Source organism: Mesorhizobium sp. B2-2-3 (genome assembly GCF_006442405.1).
Classification (GTDB): Bacteria; Pseudomonadota; Alphaproteobacteria; order Rhizobiales; family Rhizobiaceae; genus Mesorhizobium.
Genome location: NZ_VFWC01000010.1, coordinates 97413 through 113308 on the forward strand (window position 1 = coordinate 97413; position 15896 = coordinate 113308).

Here is a 15896-nt window from a genome sequence, read left to right on the forward strand (position 1 = left end):
CGATTCCGGCTTTCTGGCGGGCCGTAACATTGCCGCTCTGGAGCGATGGGAGAATTCGAGGGCTGGCGCATCGAGCGAGGGAACAGGCCTCGGGCCGGCGGCGCAGTGCCTGCTATTTGTCGCAGGGGAACACCGTCAAACCGCGGCTTCGATCGGTTCGGAAAGCTTCGGGTTCGAGCGCGAGGCGATCAGGCAACTGGCCACGATGAGGCCCGCTCCCGCCAGCGTGGTCCAGGTCACCGCCTCGTCGAAGAAGAACCACCCAAGCGCAATCGCCCAGATGAAGGCGGAGTATTCGGTCGGGATCAGATATTGCGCTTCGGCGCGCGCGTAGGCCCAGCTCATCAGGAATTGGCCGGCGAGCGAAAGCGCCGTCACCCCTGCGAGAGGAAGCCAGAGCTCGCTTGGCAGCGCAATGGCAAGCCAGGGTGCCGCGAGACCGAGGATGACGGCAACGCAAAGGTTTTGGAACAGCATGATTTCGATCGGCTTGGCCAGCAGCGCCTGTTGCCGCGCAAGGATCAGATTGTAGGCGTAGAACACCGTCGATACCAGCACGGCGGCCGTGCCGAGCAGGGCATCCTCGGCATAGGTCGCATGCCCGAACTGCCCGGCTATTATGATTGCGACACCGGCAATGCCGGCCAGCGATGCCCAGATCGCCTGCCGTTGTATCCGTTCGCCCAACAACAGCGCGGCCAGCAGGAGCGCAAACAGCGGCGCCACGAAACTGAGGCCGATCGCCTCCGCCAGCGGCAGCCTGGCAAGCCCCCAGAAGAACGACAGCAAGACAATGCCGACAACAACGGCACGCAGCGCATGCAGCCTCAACACGGAAAGGGCGGGAAATGAACGCGACCCTGCCGACCAGCCGGCGCCCGCGACCACGGTCGCCAGCATGCTGCGCCATAGCACCGTGTTGTAGACGCCCACGGCAATGACCAGAACCTTCATCGCCGCATCCATCCCCGACAGAAGGAAGATGCCGAGCGCGCACACCAGCACCGGGATCATGGGGGAAACGACGCCTGCCAGGCTGGATGACTTCACGGGGCTTTGCTCATGTGATGGATCGCGGCCGGATATATCAGGGCAGAACGGCCGAGCCAGATGGCAGCTCCGCCCATATGGAGGGCCAACCCGTATCGGTCCGGCATCGCGCGAAAGCAACCTTCACAGCTCCACGCCTCAGCCCGGATACGATGCTGAATCCGCTGTCTTGCTCACTTCCGCTGCCCCGAACGCCGATGAAAACAGATGAACTCCCAAGCTTGGCCGGCGTTCCCCGCGCATGATGCGGAAACTCTTCGTGTTTGGTACCTTGAAGAAAGGCTTTCCCCTTCACGGCGAGGGTTTGTCCGAAGCCGCATTTCTGGGCGCCTACAGGACGCGAGAGCGCTTCCCGATGCTGATCGCTGGACCTCGCTTCGCTCCGATGATGTTCAATGAACCAGGCGTCGGCTTCCAGGTCGGCGGCGAACTCTACGCCGTGGACGATCGCGCCTTGGCAAACCTCGACAGGATCGAATCCGTTGGCACGCCCGGAAATTTGCGCGTGCTGATCGAAGCAGAGCCTGTCGATGGCGGGCCGCCTGTCTCGGCATATGTCTACATGAAATCCCGGCATCTCGCCGCGCCGATCCACTCCCGATATCTCAAGGACTACAATGATCGGCGCTTCGCGCTTTCATGGGGTGGCTAGAACAACTCCAGGAAACGTGCATGGCGTTTGCCGCCTGGTTCGGCTTTTCTGCGACGCCAAGTGGTTTCACCTCGCCACTGATGCTCCGGCACGTTTTAGCGCCAAGGGATTTTGAGCTAAGGTGACGCATCACCGATGCGGCATAGAGCATTCTCATGACTGAACGTACCGGCGCCGGAGACAGCAACACGGCAGTCGCAAGCGATCCTGCCGACGACGATCCTCGCCTGGCATTTATCTATCAGGAGGCGGTGCGAGGCCTCAATCATCAGCAGAATCTCGTCGAGAACATGAACACGCGCGCGGGCAGCCTCATCTTCGCCACCGCGTTTGTAAACTCGTTGCTTGGCGCAAGGGCGCTTTCCGACGGGCTCGGGCTCTGGGATTGGATCGCAGTCGCCCTGCTGTTCGGCATCGGCGGACTAATCGTCTTCCTGCTTTGGCCCTATCACAAATACACGTTCCGCTTCGATCCGGAAGAGCTGCTCCATCAATATGTCGATGGCGACAGGCCGCTGAAGATATCGGCCATGCAGCGCGCGCTTGCCCTTCGCATCAAGGCCGACATGGCCAGCAACTGGCGCATCATCCAGCGGCTTCGGGTAGCATTGCAGATCGCGCTGGTTCTTTTGTTGTTCGATATCCTCGCCTGGCTGTTCGCGATCGCGGGCGTTTGACACGCACGATTTTGGGCCGAAGGCTATTTCCATCCCCAGCGGATTGCCCGGCAGCCCGACACTAAGGCATCAGCACGACCTTGCCGATCGAGCGGTGCTCTTCGAGCAGGCGATGCGCCTCGCCGGCTTGGTCGAGCGGAAAGCGCCCGCCAGTCGTGACGACAATGTCGCCGCTGGCAGCCAGATCGAAAAGCTCCGAAAGGCTCGCTCTCAGCACTCCAGGGGACAGCAGCGGGAGCAGCGCGAAGCCCTTCAACGACTGATTCCTGCCGATCATCGCCTCAAGCCGGGCAACGCCAAGCGCATAGCGGCCAAGTGCTGCAAACACGAGCTCGCCACCGGGCGCCAGCATATCGAGGAAGTCCCCGGTCATCGTTCCGCCGACGGTGTCATAGATCGTATCGAGACCACCCTGCGCGGCGTCTCTGGTTTCGGCCACCCAGTCTCCGGAATGACGATCGATGGCGATGTCGGCACCGTGCGACATGGCGACGTCGAGCTTGGCCTTGCCGCCGGCGAGCCCAATGACCCGGCGCGCGCCTTGGCGCTTCGCCAACTGGACGAGCAACGAACCGACCCCGCCCGCGGCGGCGGGAACCAAAACCGTCCTGTTCGCCGGCGGACTTTGCCGCAACAGATGAAAGGCGGTCAGCCCCTGCACCATCAACGCCGTCGCCTCCTCGGACGAAAGCGGATCCGGCAGGGGCACTGCCAAGCCTGCGTCGATCGTCACATACTCGGCATAGCCGCCAAAGGGGCGTGTCGAGGCAAACAAAGGCGCCGCGATCCGGGTCCCGATCAGCGTATCGTCCGCCCCTTGCCCGACGGCCTCCACGACCCCCGCCGCCTCGACGCCGGGAACCATCGGCAATTGCGGCGTGACCGCATAACGATCCGCGCGCATCAGCACCTCGAAGAAGTTGATGCCGGCGGCATGAACGCGGATCAGCACCTCGCCGGCCTGCGGCTCCGGTGTCGGCAGGTCGACAATCTCCAGCACCTGGGGGCCGCCGAAACGGCTGAATTGTACGGCTTTCATGGCAAACTCCGATCGCTATGGCATCGGCCGCGGTTTGCCACTATCTGCGGGGCCTCGACTACACACTCATTTGTCCCCTGCTGACCAGGTAGTGACCATGGCCGGAATAACCAAGAGACTGCCGTTGCTGCCGGCGGAGCGTGCCCTGAAAGTGATCGCAGGGCGCTGGAAGGCGGTCATCCTCTACCATCTCTTCGACGGCCCAAGGCGGCTGACCGCACTCAAGGCGCTGATGCCGGGCATCACCCAGAAAGTGCTGATCCAGCAGCTCCGCGAAATGGAGGAGCACGGTCTCGTCAGCCGCGAAATCTTCGCCGAAGTGCCCGTGCGGGTAGAATATTCGGCCACCCCGCTCGGCCTCAGCCTCGAGCCCATCCTGCTGGCGCTGTGCCAATGGGGCCAGCACCACGCCGACGAACTGAACGAAAAGCATCGTCTTGCCGACTGCGTCATCCGGCCACGACCAGGGCGGGACGAGCAAGCAGCCTTTCGCAATTGAAAAGGGCGGCGCAAGCGCCGCCCCACATTCTTGGGAGGATGATTTCGAGGCGGTCAGGCCGCCTTGATTTCCTCGTCTATGGCGTCGGCCTGGCGCGCGGTCTTGAGCGCCTTGGCCCACCAGGCGACGTCGTTGACGAGCGCGGTCGCGGCCTGGTTCAGGTGCTCGATCTCCTCGAGCTTCTTCTCGCCCTGGCGCACCGCGAGGAAATCGCCCCAGGCGATATGGACGGCCGACTTGACCGGCGCCATCTGCAATTCGACCGCGTGGAGGCGCAGCTGCTCGACAGCGCGGGCACCGCCGACGCTGCCATAGCCGACGAAGCCGGCCGGCTTCTTGTTCCATTCATTGGCGGCGTAGTCGATGGCGTTCTTCAGCACGGCCGTCGGGCCGTGATTGTACTCGGCGGCGGTGAAGATGAAGCCGTCATATTCGGCGACCTTCTTCTGCCAGCGCTGCGCCACCTCGTTGGTCGATGGCACCCAGGCGGAGGATGCGACCTCGTCGAAGAAGGGCATCGGGAAATCGCGCAGGTCAACGACATCGACCTCGATATCGGCATGCGATTTGGCGATCTTGGCGATCCATTGGGTGGGCACGTCGGCGAAGCGCGCGGCGCGTGTCGAACCGACGATGATGGCGATCTTGGGTTTGGACATAGGGGCTCTCCTGGTAAGCAATTCCTGGGCAGGTAAGACTGGTATCATTTGGATACCGGGGCTATATGAGTTCCTGTCAACTTCATGCGCAAGGAGGCACCTTTTTGTTACTGAGGAACCCGCACAACACCGAAGACTGCCGTGCCGTTTCGGAAATCCTGCAGCGCGTCGGCGACAAGTGGACCGTGCTCGTCGTCGGCAAGCTCGGCGACGGACCGCTGCGCTTCAATGAGCTGCGCGCGGCTGTCGGCGGCATCTCGCAGAAGATGCTGACCACCACCTTGCGAGGGCTGGAACGCGACGGTTTCGTCACCCGCACCGTGTTCCCGACCATTCCGCCGCGCGTCGACTACGAGCTGACCGAACTCGGCCATGAACTGCTGGTCCCCGTCAGCGCGCTCGGCGAATGGGCGCGCAGGAACACCACGCGCGTGCGGGCCGCGCGTGCGAAATTCGATGGCCTGCATGGCTGAAATTCTACAGTCGTTCAGCAATCATTGACTGATTGTCTTCGTGTCCGCACCGCCGCCGCAGGGCTGAAAGACAGTTTCACAGCGGTCCCAGGCTTTAGCTTTCGGCCGGAACGGCCTTCGGCTTGCCCTCGCCGTCCAGCGCCACCATGACGAAATCGGCGTGCGTGACCTTTTCCATCAGGTCGGAGAGATAGCGCTGCGCCCAGGCCTCGACCTTGAGCGTCATCGAGGTGCGGCCGACGCGCTCGACATGGGTGTAGATGCACAGCGTGTCGCCGATCTTCATCGGCTTGGCGAAGGACATCTCCTTGACCGCCGCTGTCACCACGCGGCCCTTGGCGCGCTCGGCGGCGCGGATGCCGCAGGCCAGGTCCATCTGCGCCATCACCCAGCCGCCGAAAATGTCGCCGGCGGCATTGGCGTCCGAAGGCATGGCCAGCGTGCGCAGCGTCAGATCGCCGATCGGCCGCCCGTCCGCGTAATGCACCATGCGAGTTATCCCCAGAGATTGACTGCCCTGATCCCGTATCGTCAAGGCGCCAACGCGTCAACGCGAGACGATCGCGATCCACGGCTCGGACCTTCATTTCGAATCCCCCCGCAAGGGCTCGCGGCCTTCTAGAAATAGCGCTCGAGGTTCGCTCGAATGCGATCCAGAACAGTATGCCCGGAAACGTCGGGGACGAACGTCTTGCCGGTGATGGCCTCGTAAGCCTGCGCATAGACTTTGGAGGCCTGTTCGACGATCTCATCCGGGATTTCCGGAATAGGCTCCCTGTAGGGATCGCAGCGCGCCGTCACCCACGATCGGATGAAATCCTTGTCGAAACTTTCCGGCCGAGTGCCGTTCGCCAGGGCCTGTTCGTAACTCCCGGCGATCCAGTACCGGCTGCTGTCGGGCGTGTGGATTTCGTCGGCCAGGATGATCGTCCTGTTTTGGTCGATGCCGAATTCGTATTTCGTGTCGGCGAGGATCAGGCCCCGTTCGGCGGCGCGCGCCTGGCCGCGGGCGAACAGGTTCAAGGCGTAGCCCGAGACGGTGTCCCACTGCGCCTGGGTGAGCAGGCCCTGTTCGATGATCTCGGCCTTGGACAGCGGCTCGTCATGGCCGCCATGCGCGGCCTTGCTGGTCGGCGTGATGATCGGTTCGGCCAGCTTTTCATTGTCGCGCAGGCCGTCCGGCAGCCGCATGCCATACATGTCCCGTTCGCCGCGACGATAGCGGGTCAGGATCGAGGTGCTGGTGGTGCCCGCCAGATAGCCGCGCACGACGATCTCGACCGGCAGGATGTCGAGCCTGGTGCCGACGACGACATTCGGGTCGGGATATTCGAGAACATGGTTCGGGCAGATATCGGCGGTTTCCTCGAACCAGTACCGCGCCGTCTGCGTCAGGACCTCGCCCTTGAACGGGATCGAGGTCAGGATGGTGTCGAAGGCGCTGAGGCGGTCTGTGGCGATGATGATGCGCCTCCCGTCCGGGAGGTCGTAATTCTCGCGGACCTTGCCCTTGTAGTGACCCGGCAGTTCGGGAATGAAAGCATCCGACAGGACGCGCATGGGATCTCCTGCCTTGCGCAGATTGGCCGATGTCCTCGCATAAGCTGTCGACCCCATGCGTATCAAGCGGGATTGTTAAGGGTTCCCCGCAACTGGATCCGGCATCGCGGTCGCTTTTTTCACAACGCATGCCGGAAGGCCCAGCGACGCGGCAAGCCCGCCCCGTCTAGGCTGCGGCCAGATTTCCGGAGCCGGCCATACCCATCATGCAGACCTACGACTTCATCATCGTCGGCTCCGGCTCGGCCGGTTCGGTGCTCGCCGATAAATTGTCGGCCTCGGGCCGCTTTTCGGTGCTTGTGCTCGAAGCCGGCGGCAGCGACCGCCGCTTCTACGTGCAGATGCCGCTCGGCTACGGCAAGACCTTCTTCGATCCCACGGTCAACTGGAACTACAAGACCGAGCCGGATCCCGGTCTTGGCGGCAATGTCGACCACTGGCCGCGCGGCAAGTTGCTTGGCGGGTCCAGCTCGATCAACGCCATGGTGTGGATCCGCGGCGCGCGCGAGGATTTCGACGACTGGCGCGACGCGGGCAATCCCGGCTGGGGCTATGACGACCTGCTGCCGGCCTTCAAGGCGCTGGAGGACAATGAAGCCGGGGCCGACAGATGGCGTGGCAGAGGTGGCTCGCTGCACATCAGCGATACGTCTGATGCCGTCCACCCGCTGACGAGGCGCTACCTCGCCGCCGGCCAGCAGGCCGGACTGCCGTTCAACTCCGATTTCAATGGCGCTGCCCAGGAAGGCGTCGGCGTCTACCAGATCTCGACCCGCAACGGCCGCCGCATGTCGGCCGCGCGCGCCTTCCTGCGCCCGGCGATGAAGCGCGCAAACGTCCGTGTCGAGACCAACGCGCTGGCAAGCCGCATCCTTTTCGAAGGCAAGCGTGCGGTCGGCATCGAATATCTGCAGAAGGGCCAGACGAAGACGGCCCGCGCCGGCCGCGAAATCATCCTGTCCGCCGGCTCGATCAACTCGCCGCAGCTTCTGCAACTCTCCGGCGTCGGTCCGGCGGCGCTGCTCCACGGGCTGGGCATCCCGGTCATTCACGCCAACGAGAATGTCGGCGCCAATCTGCAGGACCATGTCGGCATCAACTACACCTTCAAGGGCAGGTTGCCGACGCTGAACCAGATCCTGCGTCCCTGGTGGGGCAAGCTCATGGTCGGCATGCAGTACATCCTGACGCGTTCCGGCCCGCTGTCGCTGTCGATGAACCACGGCGGTGGCTTCTTCCGCACCGACCCGGCCTTTTCGCGCCCCAACATGCAGCTCTATTTCCAGGCGTTTTCGACCGTCATCCCGAAGAGTGGCGAGCGCCCGATCCTGACGCCGGACCCTTGGCCTGGCTTCTCCATCGGCTTGTCCAACTGCCGCCCGTCGAGCCGCGGCGAGATCATGATCCGCTCCAGCAATCCGTTGGACCATCCCAAGATCGCCGCCAACGCCTATTCGACCAATGCCGATGTCGAGGAGATGCTGGCGGCGGTGAAATTCGTGCGCAAGATCGCCTCGATGCCGGCTATGGCCGAGATCATCGCGGAGGAGGTTTTGCCAGGCCCATCAATCACTTCGGACGCCGACCTGATCACGGATTTCAGGAAACGCTCCGGCACCGTCTATCATCCGGTTTCGACCTGCCGCATGGGACCCGATCCCGCGCGCGCCGTGGTCGATCCGCGGCTCAAGGTACATGGGCTAGAAGGCTTGCGCGTGATCGACGCCTCGATCTTTCCCGACAACATAACCGGCAACACCAACGCCGCCTCGATACTGACCGGATGGAAAGGCGCCGAACTGGTTCTGGAGGACCAAGAATGAAGATCACCGACGTCAAGACCTGGGTTGTCGGCAATCCGCCGCCCGGCATCGGCGGCAAGTATTTCATCTTCGTCAAGCTTACCACCGATGGCGGTGTGGTGGGTTACGGCGAGGCCTACAACGCCACCTTCTCCGCCCATGTCACGGCCGGGATGGTCGAGGACATGGCCGAGCGCTATCTCGTCGGCCGCGATCCGCACGACATCGAGAATTTCTTTCGCCGCGCCTATTCCTCCGGCTTCACGCAGCGGCCCGACGTGTCCGGCATGGGCTGCTTCTCGGCGCTGGAAATGGCCTGCTGGGACATTATTGGCAAGGAAGCGGACAAACCCGTCTACAAGCTGCTCGGCGGCCAGGTGCACGAGACGCTGCGCTCCTACACCTATCTCTATCCGCATACCGGCAGCGTCCATTCCGAGGACGCCCCGGACGGCAGGAATGTCTACAACGACCCCGAAATGGCGGCGGCCTGCGCGCTCGAATATGTCGAGCAGGGCTTCAATGCCGTCAAGCTCGACCCGGCCGGTCCCTACACCGCCTTTGACGGCCACCAGCCGCGCCTGCTCGACATCGACGTCTCGACCCGCATGATCAAGGCGATCCGCGAGGCGGTCGGCACGCGTGCCGACATATTGTTCGGCACGCACGGCCAGTTCACCGCCTCCGGCGCCCTGCGCCTTGCCCGTGCCATCGAGCCCTATGACCCCTTGTGGTTCGAGGAGCCGGTGCCGCCCGATATGCCCGAAGTCATGGCGCAGGTCGCCCGCGCGACTTCCATCCCGATCGCCACCGGCGAACGGCTGACGACCAAGTTCGAATTCGCCCGCGTCATCGAGAACCGCGCCGCGACCATATTGCAGCCGGACCTCGGCCGCTCCGGCGGCATTCTCGAAACCAAGAAGATCGCCGCCATGGCCGAGGCCTACCACATCCAGATCGCACCGCATTGTTATTGCGGACCGATCGTCGGCGCCGCCAACATCCAGCTGGCGGTGACGCTGCCCAACTTCCTGATCCTGGAATCGCTGAAGCAGTGGGACGGTTTCCACGCGACGTTGCTCAAGAAGAAGATCGAGTGGCAGGACGGCAACGTCATCCCGTCGAAGGAACCTGGCCTCGGCGTCGAACTCAACGAAGACGTCTGCGACGCTCACCCCTACACCGGCAAGGACCTGCATTTGCAGATGATGCAAACGCCGCTGGTGCCGTGAGCGAACGCTACGCCTTCATCGGCCTTGGCCATCTCGGCGGCAAACTTGCCGCCAGCCTGGTGCGCAACGGTTTTGCCGTCACCGTGTTCGACCGGGAGCCCACCGCCGTCCAGCGCCTCGTGGCGCTCGGCGCTATTGCTGCCGGCAGCCCCGCCGAGGCGGCTGAGCGGGCGGGCAATGCCATAACTTGCCTGCCGTCGCCGAAGGCCAGCGAGGCGGTTCTCGCCGGTCCTGATGGATTGCTCAAGGGCCTGCCCGCCGGCGGCACCTGGATCGAGATGTCGACCAACGGCCGCGACGAGATCGTGCGCCTCGCGGGCCTTGCCTCGGCCAGCGCAATCGAGACCTTGGAATGCCCGGTTACCGGCGGCGTGCATTTGGCGGCGGCCGGGAAAATCACCGCGCTGGTCGGTGGCGATGCCGCCCTCTACGAGCGTCATCGCCCTGCCATCGATGCGATGTGCGCGAAGTCGTTCCTGATGGGCCCGATCGGCTCGGCGGCGGTGATCAAGGTCATCACCAACATGCTGGCCTTCATCCATCTCGTCGCCGCCGGTGAGGCGCTGATGCTGGCCAGGCAAGGCGGGCTCGACCTCGCCCAAGCCTATCACGCCATCGTTGCCTCCTCCGGCAACAGCTTCGTCCACGAAACCGAAAGCCAACTCATCCTGAACGGCTCCTACGACATCGGCTTCACCATGGACCTGGCGCTGAAGGACCTCGGCTTCGCGCTCGGCCTGGGTCGGGATTTCGGTGTGCCGGTGGAACTGGCATCGCGCGTCAATGCGATTTTCGAGCAGGGCAAGGCGGCTTACGGCGGCGGCGCCTGGTCGACCCAGATCGTCAAATTGCTCGAGGACGCTGTCGGCGCCGACCTGCGCGCGCCCGGTTTTCCGTCCAAACTGGAAATCTGAATCCGGGAAACTTGAAGCGGTTTCAAAAGGTTGAGCGCTCATCTGGAATCAGGACCGGAGCGACCTGAATCAAAGCCGCAACGTCTTGATTCAATATCTGAGCGTCAGAGCGCCGGGCAGGATCTCGAAGGTCGCTGGTATGCGCCCGGGCGACTCGCCGTCGATGTCGACCAGCGCGCCGTTCTTTTCCACGTCGCCGAGCGGTTCGACAACCACTTTCTTGCCGCGCAGGATGGTGATGGCCGGATGGTTGCGATGCCTGCCGCCATAGAGCAGGCGGATATCCCAGATCAGCTTCAGCTTGCTGGCCGCGCGCAGGATGACGATGTCGAATTGGCCGTCGGTCAGTTCGGCGTCCGGCGCGATCATCATGCCGCCGCCGAAGAATTTGCCATTGGCCACCGCGACCAGCGCCATGCGCGCCTCGACCGGCGCGCCGTCATCGACTGAAATCGTTACATCCTGGAACCGGTAGCGGGCGAATTCGACCACGGTGCGACACAGGAACAACATCTTGGCCGCAACCTTGCCCTTGCGCTTGTCGGCGTTGACGGCGCGATCGGTAGTGCCCGAGAGCCCCAGGCTCGCAATGTTGACGAAGTGCCGGCTGGCCAGCGCGCCATGGTCGTCGATATAGCAGATGCGCCCTGCATCGACCGCCCTGCCCTTGGCCCCGGCGATCCGCTTCAGCGTCGCGTCCACCTCCTTCGGCAGGCCGAGCCCGCGCGCGAAATCGATACCCGTGCCGCACGGCAGCAGACCGAGTTCGGGCGCGCGGCCGTTTTCCTTGGACGCCTGCAACAGGCCGTCGGCCACCTCGCTGGCCGTGCCGTCGCCACCGGCCGCGATCACCAGGTCGAACCCGTTTGCCGCGAGGTCGAGCGCCAGCCTTTCGGCATCGCCTTCGGCCTGCGTTTCGCGCAGTTCGAAATCGCCGAAGTGAGTTTTCAACGAAGCGGCGACCTCCGACCAGTGCCGTTTCAGCCAGCCGCCGCCGGCAATCGGATTGAGCACCACCCCGACCTTCAATGCGCATCCCTCCCCGCAAGGCGCCAGGCACGCACTGCCCGACCCTTTGCCGGCATTGAAGCCCGCGCCCGTTGGCGGAGCAATAGGCGCTCTCGGTTCGCGTGCCGAAAAAAGCAGGGCAGGCTGTGTAAGGCCTTGGAGCGTGAAATTCCGAGGCATCTGGCAATGGTCCCCGATAATCCCGCTATCCACAGGCCCGCGGGCATTCCCCAGCACCCTTGGCCGGCGTAAGTTCAACCCATCTCAGGCGGCTACCGATCGCCCAGCCGAAAGGCGAAAGTGAAAGGCGGATTTCCTGAGGCCCGTACGGCCCGAAGCGAGAGCAGGCTCGCCTGCTTCGAGGGACGGAAGCCGAGACCTACGGGGCCGCGGAAAGCGTGCCAACGCCGACGGCGGACCGATGCTGCCATGAAGGACGGCAAAAACCTTCGATGGCCGCAGGGCAAAGCCCGCAAGGGTGCAGACCGGCGTGGTCTGGAACGGGCGCGGCCTTCGGGCGGCGACTGGCAGGACCGTCAAAATCAAGGCCGGCTTGGTGCGACGACTTTAGGGGAGTTGCTGCCGTGACCGTGTCCTGGTCTGACAGGGAGGCGCTGGGAGAAATCCCGGCGCCGACTGTCTTTTTGCTTCCCGCTCAAGCGCCTTCCCGGCGAAGTTGCGGGCGCCGCTTCACCGCGCGCCAAAATCGGTTAGTATCGCCCTGTCAGAGTCCGTTTGCGTTTGCTGGCGGGTTCGCTGAAGGGGGATATTTCATGACATTGATCCAGAAGCTTGCCGCCGCCATGGCCTGACCGGCCATGGTCCTGTTTCGCTTCATGAAGCGTATCATCAGGACGATCCTCTGGCTGATCGTCATCATTGTCTTGATCCCGATCGCCGGGCTGGCCTACGGTTTCCTGACGACGCCGTCGCTGGACAAGACACCGTTGCCGGGTATCGCCGAAGGTGCACCGCAGCCGGCGCTCGCCGCCAGGGTGCGCGCCGAAATCCCCGGCTACCAGCGACCTGAGGAATCGACCTTCCTCACCTACCCGGAATGGGCCATCGTCTATGCCGCGCGCGAATATGCCGGCTTCGTCGCCAAGGACCAGCCGAGCGGCTTTCCCTATTTCGCCTATGTCGGCCGCTTCTGGCAGGACTACGCCATGGTGATCCGCGCCAGCTCCGCCTACAAGTTCAACTACGCCAACCACCAGATGCCGGTCGTCATCGGCACCAGCCACACGATCGAGCATGCCGTGCAATGGGCTTATGAAAACACGGTCGGCCGCATCACCGAGGCGATTGCGGGCAGGCGCACGGCGACTGACATCTACCAGGGCAAGTTGGCGGCCGAATACGCCGCCTTCCTCGACCAGGGGCCGTGGTACCAGTTTCCCTATGCCGAGAAGCGCGCCGGGCTTTTCGCGGTCCAGCCGGCGCCGGGCGACAGCGCCGTGCGCTCCAGCGAACGAAAGCTTGCCTTCGGCCTCGCCGACACGATCAAGCAGTTCTATGCCAGCCTGATCAGGCAGGCACTCGCGGCAACGTCCGATCCGGCCTTGCTCGACATCCACGTCTGGGCCAAGGGACCGGTCGGCGAAGCGACGCGCAACGAAGCCGACACCTTGCTCGAACGCGACTACGGCCCCGACGGCACCGTTTTCGTCACCAAGCGCTACCAGATGTTCACCGACATGATTCCGCGCCTGATCGACAAGGGCGTCTCATTCGTCGAGATCGGCGGCAACGACGAGATCATGATCACCGTGCTCTCCACGGATTCGATCGCCGTCCCCGAAGGCATGCGCATCCTGTTCAGCTATCCGCTGCCGGCCGATCCATCGACACGCCGCACCGGCATGGTCGTAGCCGTACCCAGGCTGCATCTGGTATTGCCGGCGCTGATCAAGTCAGGCGCCAGGCTGGAGCACGTCTACGACTACTGAGGCCTTTCGGCCACGCTGCGCGGAGAACGGCCGTGTCGAGCGCCCCGCCACGCTCATTTCACAATCGCGGCCAAATCCCGCCTTGTTCGCGCGCGATGGACTGTCGCATGTCGCCCAAAGCGTGCCCGCGGGCTCCGCTCAGGGACCGGTTTGGACAGCGACATGCACCTGAATGGGCTGCCGAGGGGCACATCGAGGGGACGAGACCGTGATCAAGACCGCCCTTGTCGCCATGACCATCGTCGGCTGCGACTGCGACGCCAAGCTTTGCGAATATATCGGCGAGACGCCGGCCAAGTGGTCGACCATCGCCGAGTGCGAAGCGGCGATGAAGAGCCAGATGCTGCACGAGCGCAATTTCAACTATCCGCTCGTCTCTGGCATCTGCCGCGCGAAAGGTTCCGCGTCCTCCTCGCAACTGGCCGCGACCGCTTCGCGCCCGGAGCTGAGGCCCGCCAGCCGCGCCGTTGAACCGACGCTGCCGCCCGAGCTGAGCCACAGGCCGACGGTCCCGGTCGGCTCGCCGACGACGGCGATGGAAGCGGCGGCCGCGCGGCCGGTCGCCTATGAACAGGTGGTCGATGGCGGCACCGGCGTGCTCTATCGTACGAAAAACGGCTATGCCGTCGTCAAGACCGATCTTGGCCGCGCTGTATCGGCGACCGCCGACATGGCCAAGCGGTCAGCCAACTGGCTGGCTGGCCTGGTGCCGAGCAAGCTGTAGGGACGAAACTTTCTTCACCGGCGTCACCATCCCGGTCTGTCATCAACGGTCGCCGCCACCTTGGACCTGAAGAGACAAGACTCGCGCAAAGGTTGCAAACCGGATGGGGATGCAGCATTGTGTCGACCGCAACGATGAAGGGGGGCCTTCCATGAAACCAGCGGTTCGAACTGCGGCAGCCTTGATGCTGGCGCTTGCTCCGGGATCGGTCGGCGCGCAAGGCGTGGATCCGGGTGACGACAAGGGGATCATCTTCGCTCCGGGCGATCCCGACATGGCGGCGGCGACCGCGCAGGCGCTCGCCGGCCTCGATGAATTCCTGGCACTGTCCGAAATGCCTCCCTCCGGCACAGGTAGGTTCAAGTTGAAGGTCAAGGTGCGGGATGGGCATGTCACCGAGCACTTCTGGGTCATACCGTTCCGCCGTGCCGGGACAGGGTTTGTCGGCATATTGGCCAATGAGCCGGAGGCAGTGCACAACGTCGTGCTCGGCCAAAACATAGAATTCACCAGGGACGACATTTCCGACTGGGGATATACGCGGGACGGCCATCAGGTCGGCAGCTTCACGATCTGCGTGATGTTCAAGCGAATGTCGAAAGAAGAGGCGGACAACATGCGCGAAAAGTACGGCTTCGATTGCTGACGGGAACGCCGGCTGATCAAGCCGCTTCGTCCCTGGCGCCGATCTTGCGCACCAGCGCTGCCGTCGCCAGCATCGCGCCCATATCCGATATCATCGGCGCGACATGGGTCTGGTAGTCCAGTGGCACCGAAATGGCGGGCAATTCGAAGAAATTCTTCGCCTGCGGCAGGAGCAGAAAACCGTCGCTGCCGTTGAGGGCCACGCGCGCCGGTTCCTCCGGCCAGGTTTCGCCCAGCCATTTCAGCGCTTGCGCCAACCGGCCGCTCACCAATGGCTGCGCCGCCTCGGCATTGTCGGTGCGGAACTCATAGGCGGCATCGAGTTCCGGCACGCCGGATGACAGTTCCTGCATCTTGCTGGCGAACATGCCACGGAAGAAGCCGACGACGGCATTGGTCCGCCGCGTCGCCACCAGGATTCCCGGCAACGGTTCGATGGCTTCGAAGGCGACGATCACGCCTTTGAAAGCCGTCGATGAGCCCTTGCCTGTCGCTTCCCGCAGTTCCGCTTCGTAGAGCTCGAACGAAAACTCTTCGTAGCGGCCGGAAACGACATCGTCGAACGACTGCCGGTTGAACGGCCCGACCGCCTCGCGCGGCAGCCGGTCGAAGGAATTTGGCCGCCCGCCATGCGCGTAGCGCACGTCGCGGATGAAGCCGAAGATGATGGGCAGCAGTGTTTTGCGAAATGATTGCTGCAGCCGCGTCGCCGGCTTCATCGCCTGGAAATAAAGCAGGATCGAAGCTGCGAAACCGACGACATAGAGGAACACATGCGGCGTCGAGAACCATTGCTCGTTGGGATCGGCGACCTTGTTGAACAGCCAGGCGATCAGCACCACTGTCGCCAGCACCAAACCGACGAACAGCGGCACCCGCCAGCGTACCTGCCGCACCACGGAGGCCCGCGCCGCTTCATAAGCCTCGATGTTTTTCCGGATGCCGGCAACCACGGCGTCGCCAGGCATGAAATCCGCTGTTTCCACCGCCACCCCCGCTTGCCTGGACCGGTT

At 63.6% G+C, this 15896-nt stretch carries 17 protein-coding genes; 10 read left to right on the forward strand and 7 right to left on the reverse strand.

From position 1 onward, the window contains the following. Nucleotides 1–135: 135 nt before the first annotated feature. Nucleotides 136–1014, reverse strand: a complete 879-nt coding sequence (locus FJ951_RS19590; protein WP_140516990.1) for a DMT family transporter — start codon at nt 1012–1014, stop codon at nt 136–138. Between the two features lie 295 nt (nt 1015–1309). On the opposite strand from FJ951_RS19590, the gene FJ951_RS19595 reads away from it, so the two are divergent. After that, nucleotides 1310–1702, forward strand: a complete 393-nt coding sequence (locus tag FJ951_RS19595) for a gamma-glutamylcyclotransferase family protein (protein ID WP_246671754.1) — start codon at nt 1310–1312, stop codon at nt 1700–1702. 155 nt (nt 1703–1857) lie between these two features. Then, nucleotides 1858–2379, forward strand: a complete 522-nt coding sequence (locus FJ951_RS19600; protein WP_181167232.1) for a hypothetical protein — start codon at nt 1858–1860, stop codon at nt 2377–2379. A gap of 61 nt (nt 2380–2440) precedes the next feature. Here FJ951_RS19600 and FJ951_RS19605 read toward each other — a convergent pair whose 3' ends face one another. Further along, nucleotides 2441–3418, reverse strand: a complete 978-nt coding sequence (locus FJ951_RS19605) for a zinc-binding dehydrogenase (RefSeq protein ID WP_140516834.1) — start codon at nt 3416–3418, stop codon at nt 2441–2443. A 97-nt stretch (nt 3419–3515) separates the two neighbouring features. On the opposite strand from FJ951_RS19605, the gene FJ951_RS19610 reads away from it, so the two are divergent. Further along, entirely contained in the window at nt 3516–3917 is a 402-nt protein-coding gene (locus FJ951_RS19610; protein WP_140516836.1) for a helix-turn-helix domain-containing protein, read from the forward strand. 53 nt (nt 3918–3970) lie between these two features. On the opposite strand, the gene FJ951_RS19615 is transcribed toward FJ951_RS19610, so the two are convergent. Continuing rightward, complete coding sequence (locus FJ951_RS19615; protein WP_140495977.1) at nt 3971–4576, reverse strand: NADPH-dependent FMN reductase; 606 nt, start codon at nt 4574–4576, stop codon at nt 3971–3973. Nucleotides 4577–4680: 104 nt separating this feature from the next. Here FJ951_RS19615 and FJ951_RS19620 point away from each other — a divergent pair, with 104 nt between their 5' ends. After that, nucleotides 4681–5049: a helix-turn-helix domain-containing protein gene (locus FJ951_RS19620; RefSeq protein WP_181165214.1), complete on the forward strand. Its 369-nt coding sequence runs from the start codon at nt 4681–4683 to the stop codon at nt 5047–5049. A gap of 94 nt (nt 5050–5143) precedes the next feature. Here FJ951_RS19620 and FJ951_RS19625 read toward each other — a convergent pair whose 3' ends face one another. Then, nucleotides 5144–5539, reverse strand: a complete 396-nt coding sequence (locus FJ951_RS19625) for an acyl-CoA thioesterase (protein ID WP_091579483.1) — start codon at nt 5537–5539, stop codon at nt 5144–5146. A 128-nt stretch (nt 5540–5667) separates the two neighbouring features. Continuing rightward, a complete protein-coding gene (locus FJ951_RS19630) occupies nt 5668–6609 on the reverse strand; it encodes a phosphoribosylaminoimidazolesuccinocarboxamide synthase (RefSeq protein ID WP_140516838.1) in 942 nt (313 codons plus the stop codon). A gap of 206 nt (nt 6610–6815) precedes the next feature. Here FJ951_RS19630 and FJ951_RS19635 point away from each other — a divergent pair, with 206 nt between their 5' ends. From FJ951_RS19635 to FJ951_RS19645, 3 genes are read left to right on the forward strand one after another with little or no spacing between them, the layout of a single operon-like run. Beyond that, nucleotides 6816–8432 carry a GMC family oxidoreductase N-terminal domain-containing protein gene (locus FJ951_RS19635; protein ID WP_140516840.1) on the forward strand — a complete coding sequence of 539 codons (1617 nt, stop codon included), beginning with the start codon at nt 6816–6818 and terminating at the stop codon, nt 8430–8432. Continuing rightward, on the forward strand, nt 8429–9643 hold the full coding sequence (locus FJ951_RS19640; RefSeq protein WP_140516842.1) for a mandelate racemase/muconate lactonizing enzyme family protein: 1215 nt from the start codon (nt 8429–8431) through the stop codon (nt 9641–9643). Before FJ951_RS19635 ends, FJ951_RS19640 begins: the two co-directional genes overlap by 4 nt. Further along, nucleotides 9640–10557 carry an NAD(P)-dependent oxidoreductase gene (locus tag FJ951_RS19645; protein ID WP_140516844.1) on the forward strand — a complete coding sequence of 306 codons (918 nt, stop codon included), beginning with the start codon at nt 9640–9642 and terminating at the stop codon, nt 10555–10557. Before FJ951_RS19640 ends, FJ951_RS19645 begins: the two co-directional genes overlap by 4 nt. A gap of 90 nt (nt 10558–10647) precedes the next feature. Here the strand turns inward: FJ951_RS19645 and FJ951_RS19650 are convergent, their stop codons facing one another. Then, complete coding sequence (locus FJ951_RS19650) at nt 10648–11586, reverse strand: diacylglycerol kinase family protein (protein WP_140516846.1); 939 nt, start codon at nt 11584–11586, stop codon at nt 10648–10650. Nucleotides 11587–12383: 797 nt separating this feature from the next. Here FJ951_RS19650 and FJ951_RS19655 point away from each other — a divergent pair. From FJ951_RS19655 to FJ951_RS19665, 3 genes are all read left to right on the forward strand, one after another. Continuing rightward, nucleotides 12384–13514: a hypothetical protein gene (locus tag FJ951_RS19655; protein ID WP_140516848.1), complete on the forward strand. Its 1131-nt coding sequence runs from the start codon at nt 12384–12386 to the stop codon at nt 13512–13514. A 208-nt stretch (nt 13515–13722) separates the two neighbouring features. Beyond that, on the forward strand, nt 13723–14238 hold the full coding sequence (locus FJ951_RS19660) for a hypothetical protein (protein WP_140495985.1): 516 nt from the start codon (nt 13723–13725) through the stop codon (nt 14236–14238). Between the two features lie 151 nt (nt 14239–14389). Beyond that, nucleotides 14390–14884 carry a DUF2314 domain-containing protein gene (locus FJ951_RS19665; RefSeq protein WP_140495986.1) on the forward strand — a complete coding sequence of 165 codons (495 nt, stop codon included), beginning with the start codon at nt 14390–14392 and terminating at the stop codon, nt 14882–14884. Nucleotides 14885–14900: 16 nt separating this feature from the next. Here the strand turns inward: FJ951_RS19665 and FJ951_RS19670 are convergent, their stop codons facing one another. After that, complete coding sequence (locus FJ951_RS19670) at nt 14901–15851, reverse strand: DUF3137 domain-containing protein (protein WP_181172259.1); 951 nt, start codon at nt 15849–15851, stop codon at nt 14901–14903. Nucleotides 15852–15896 lie beyond the last annotated feature (45 nt).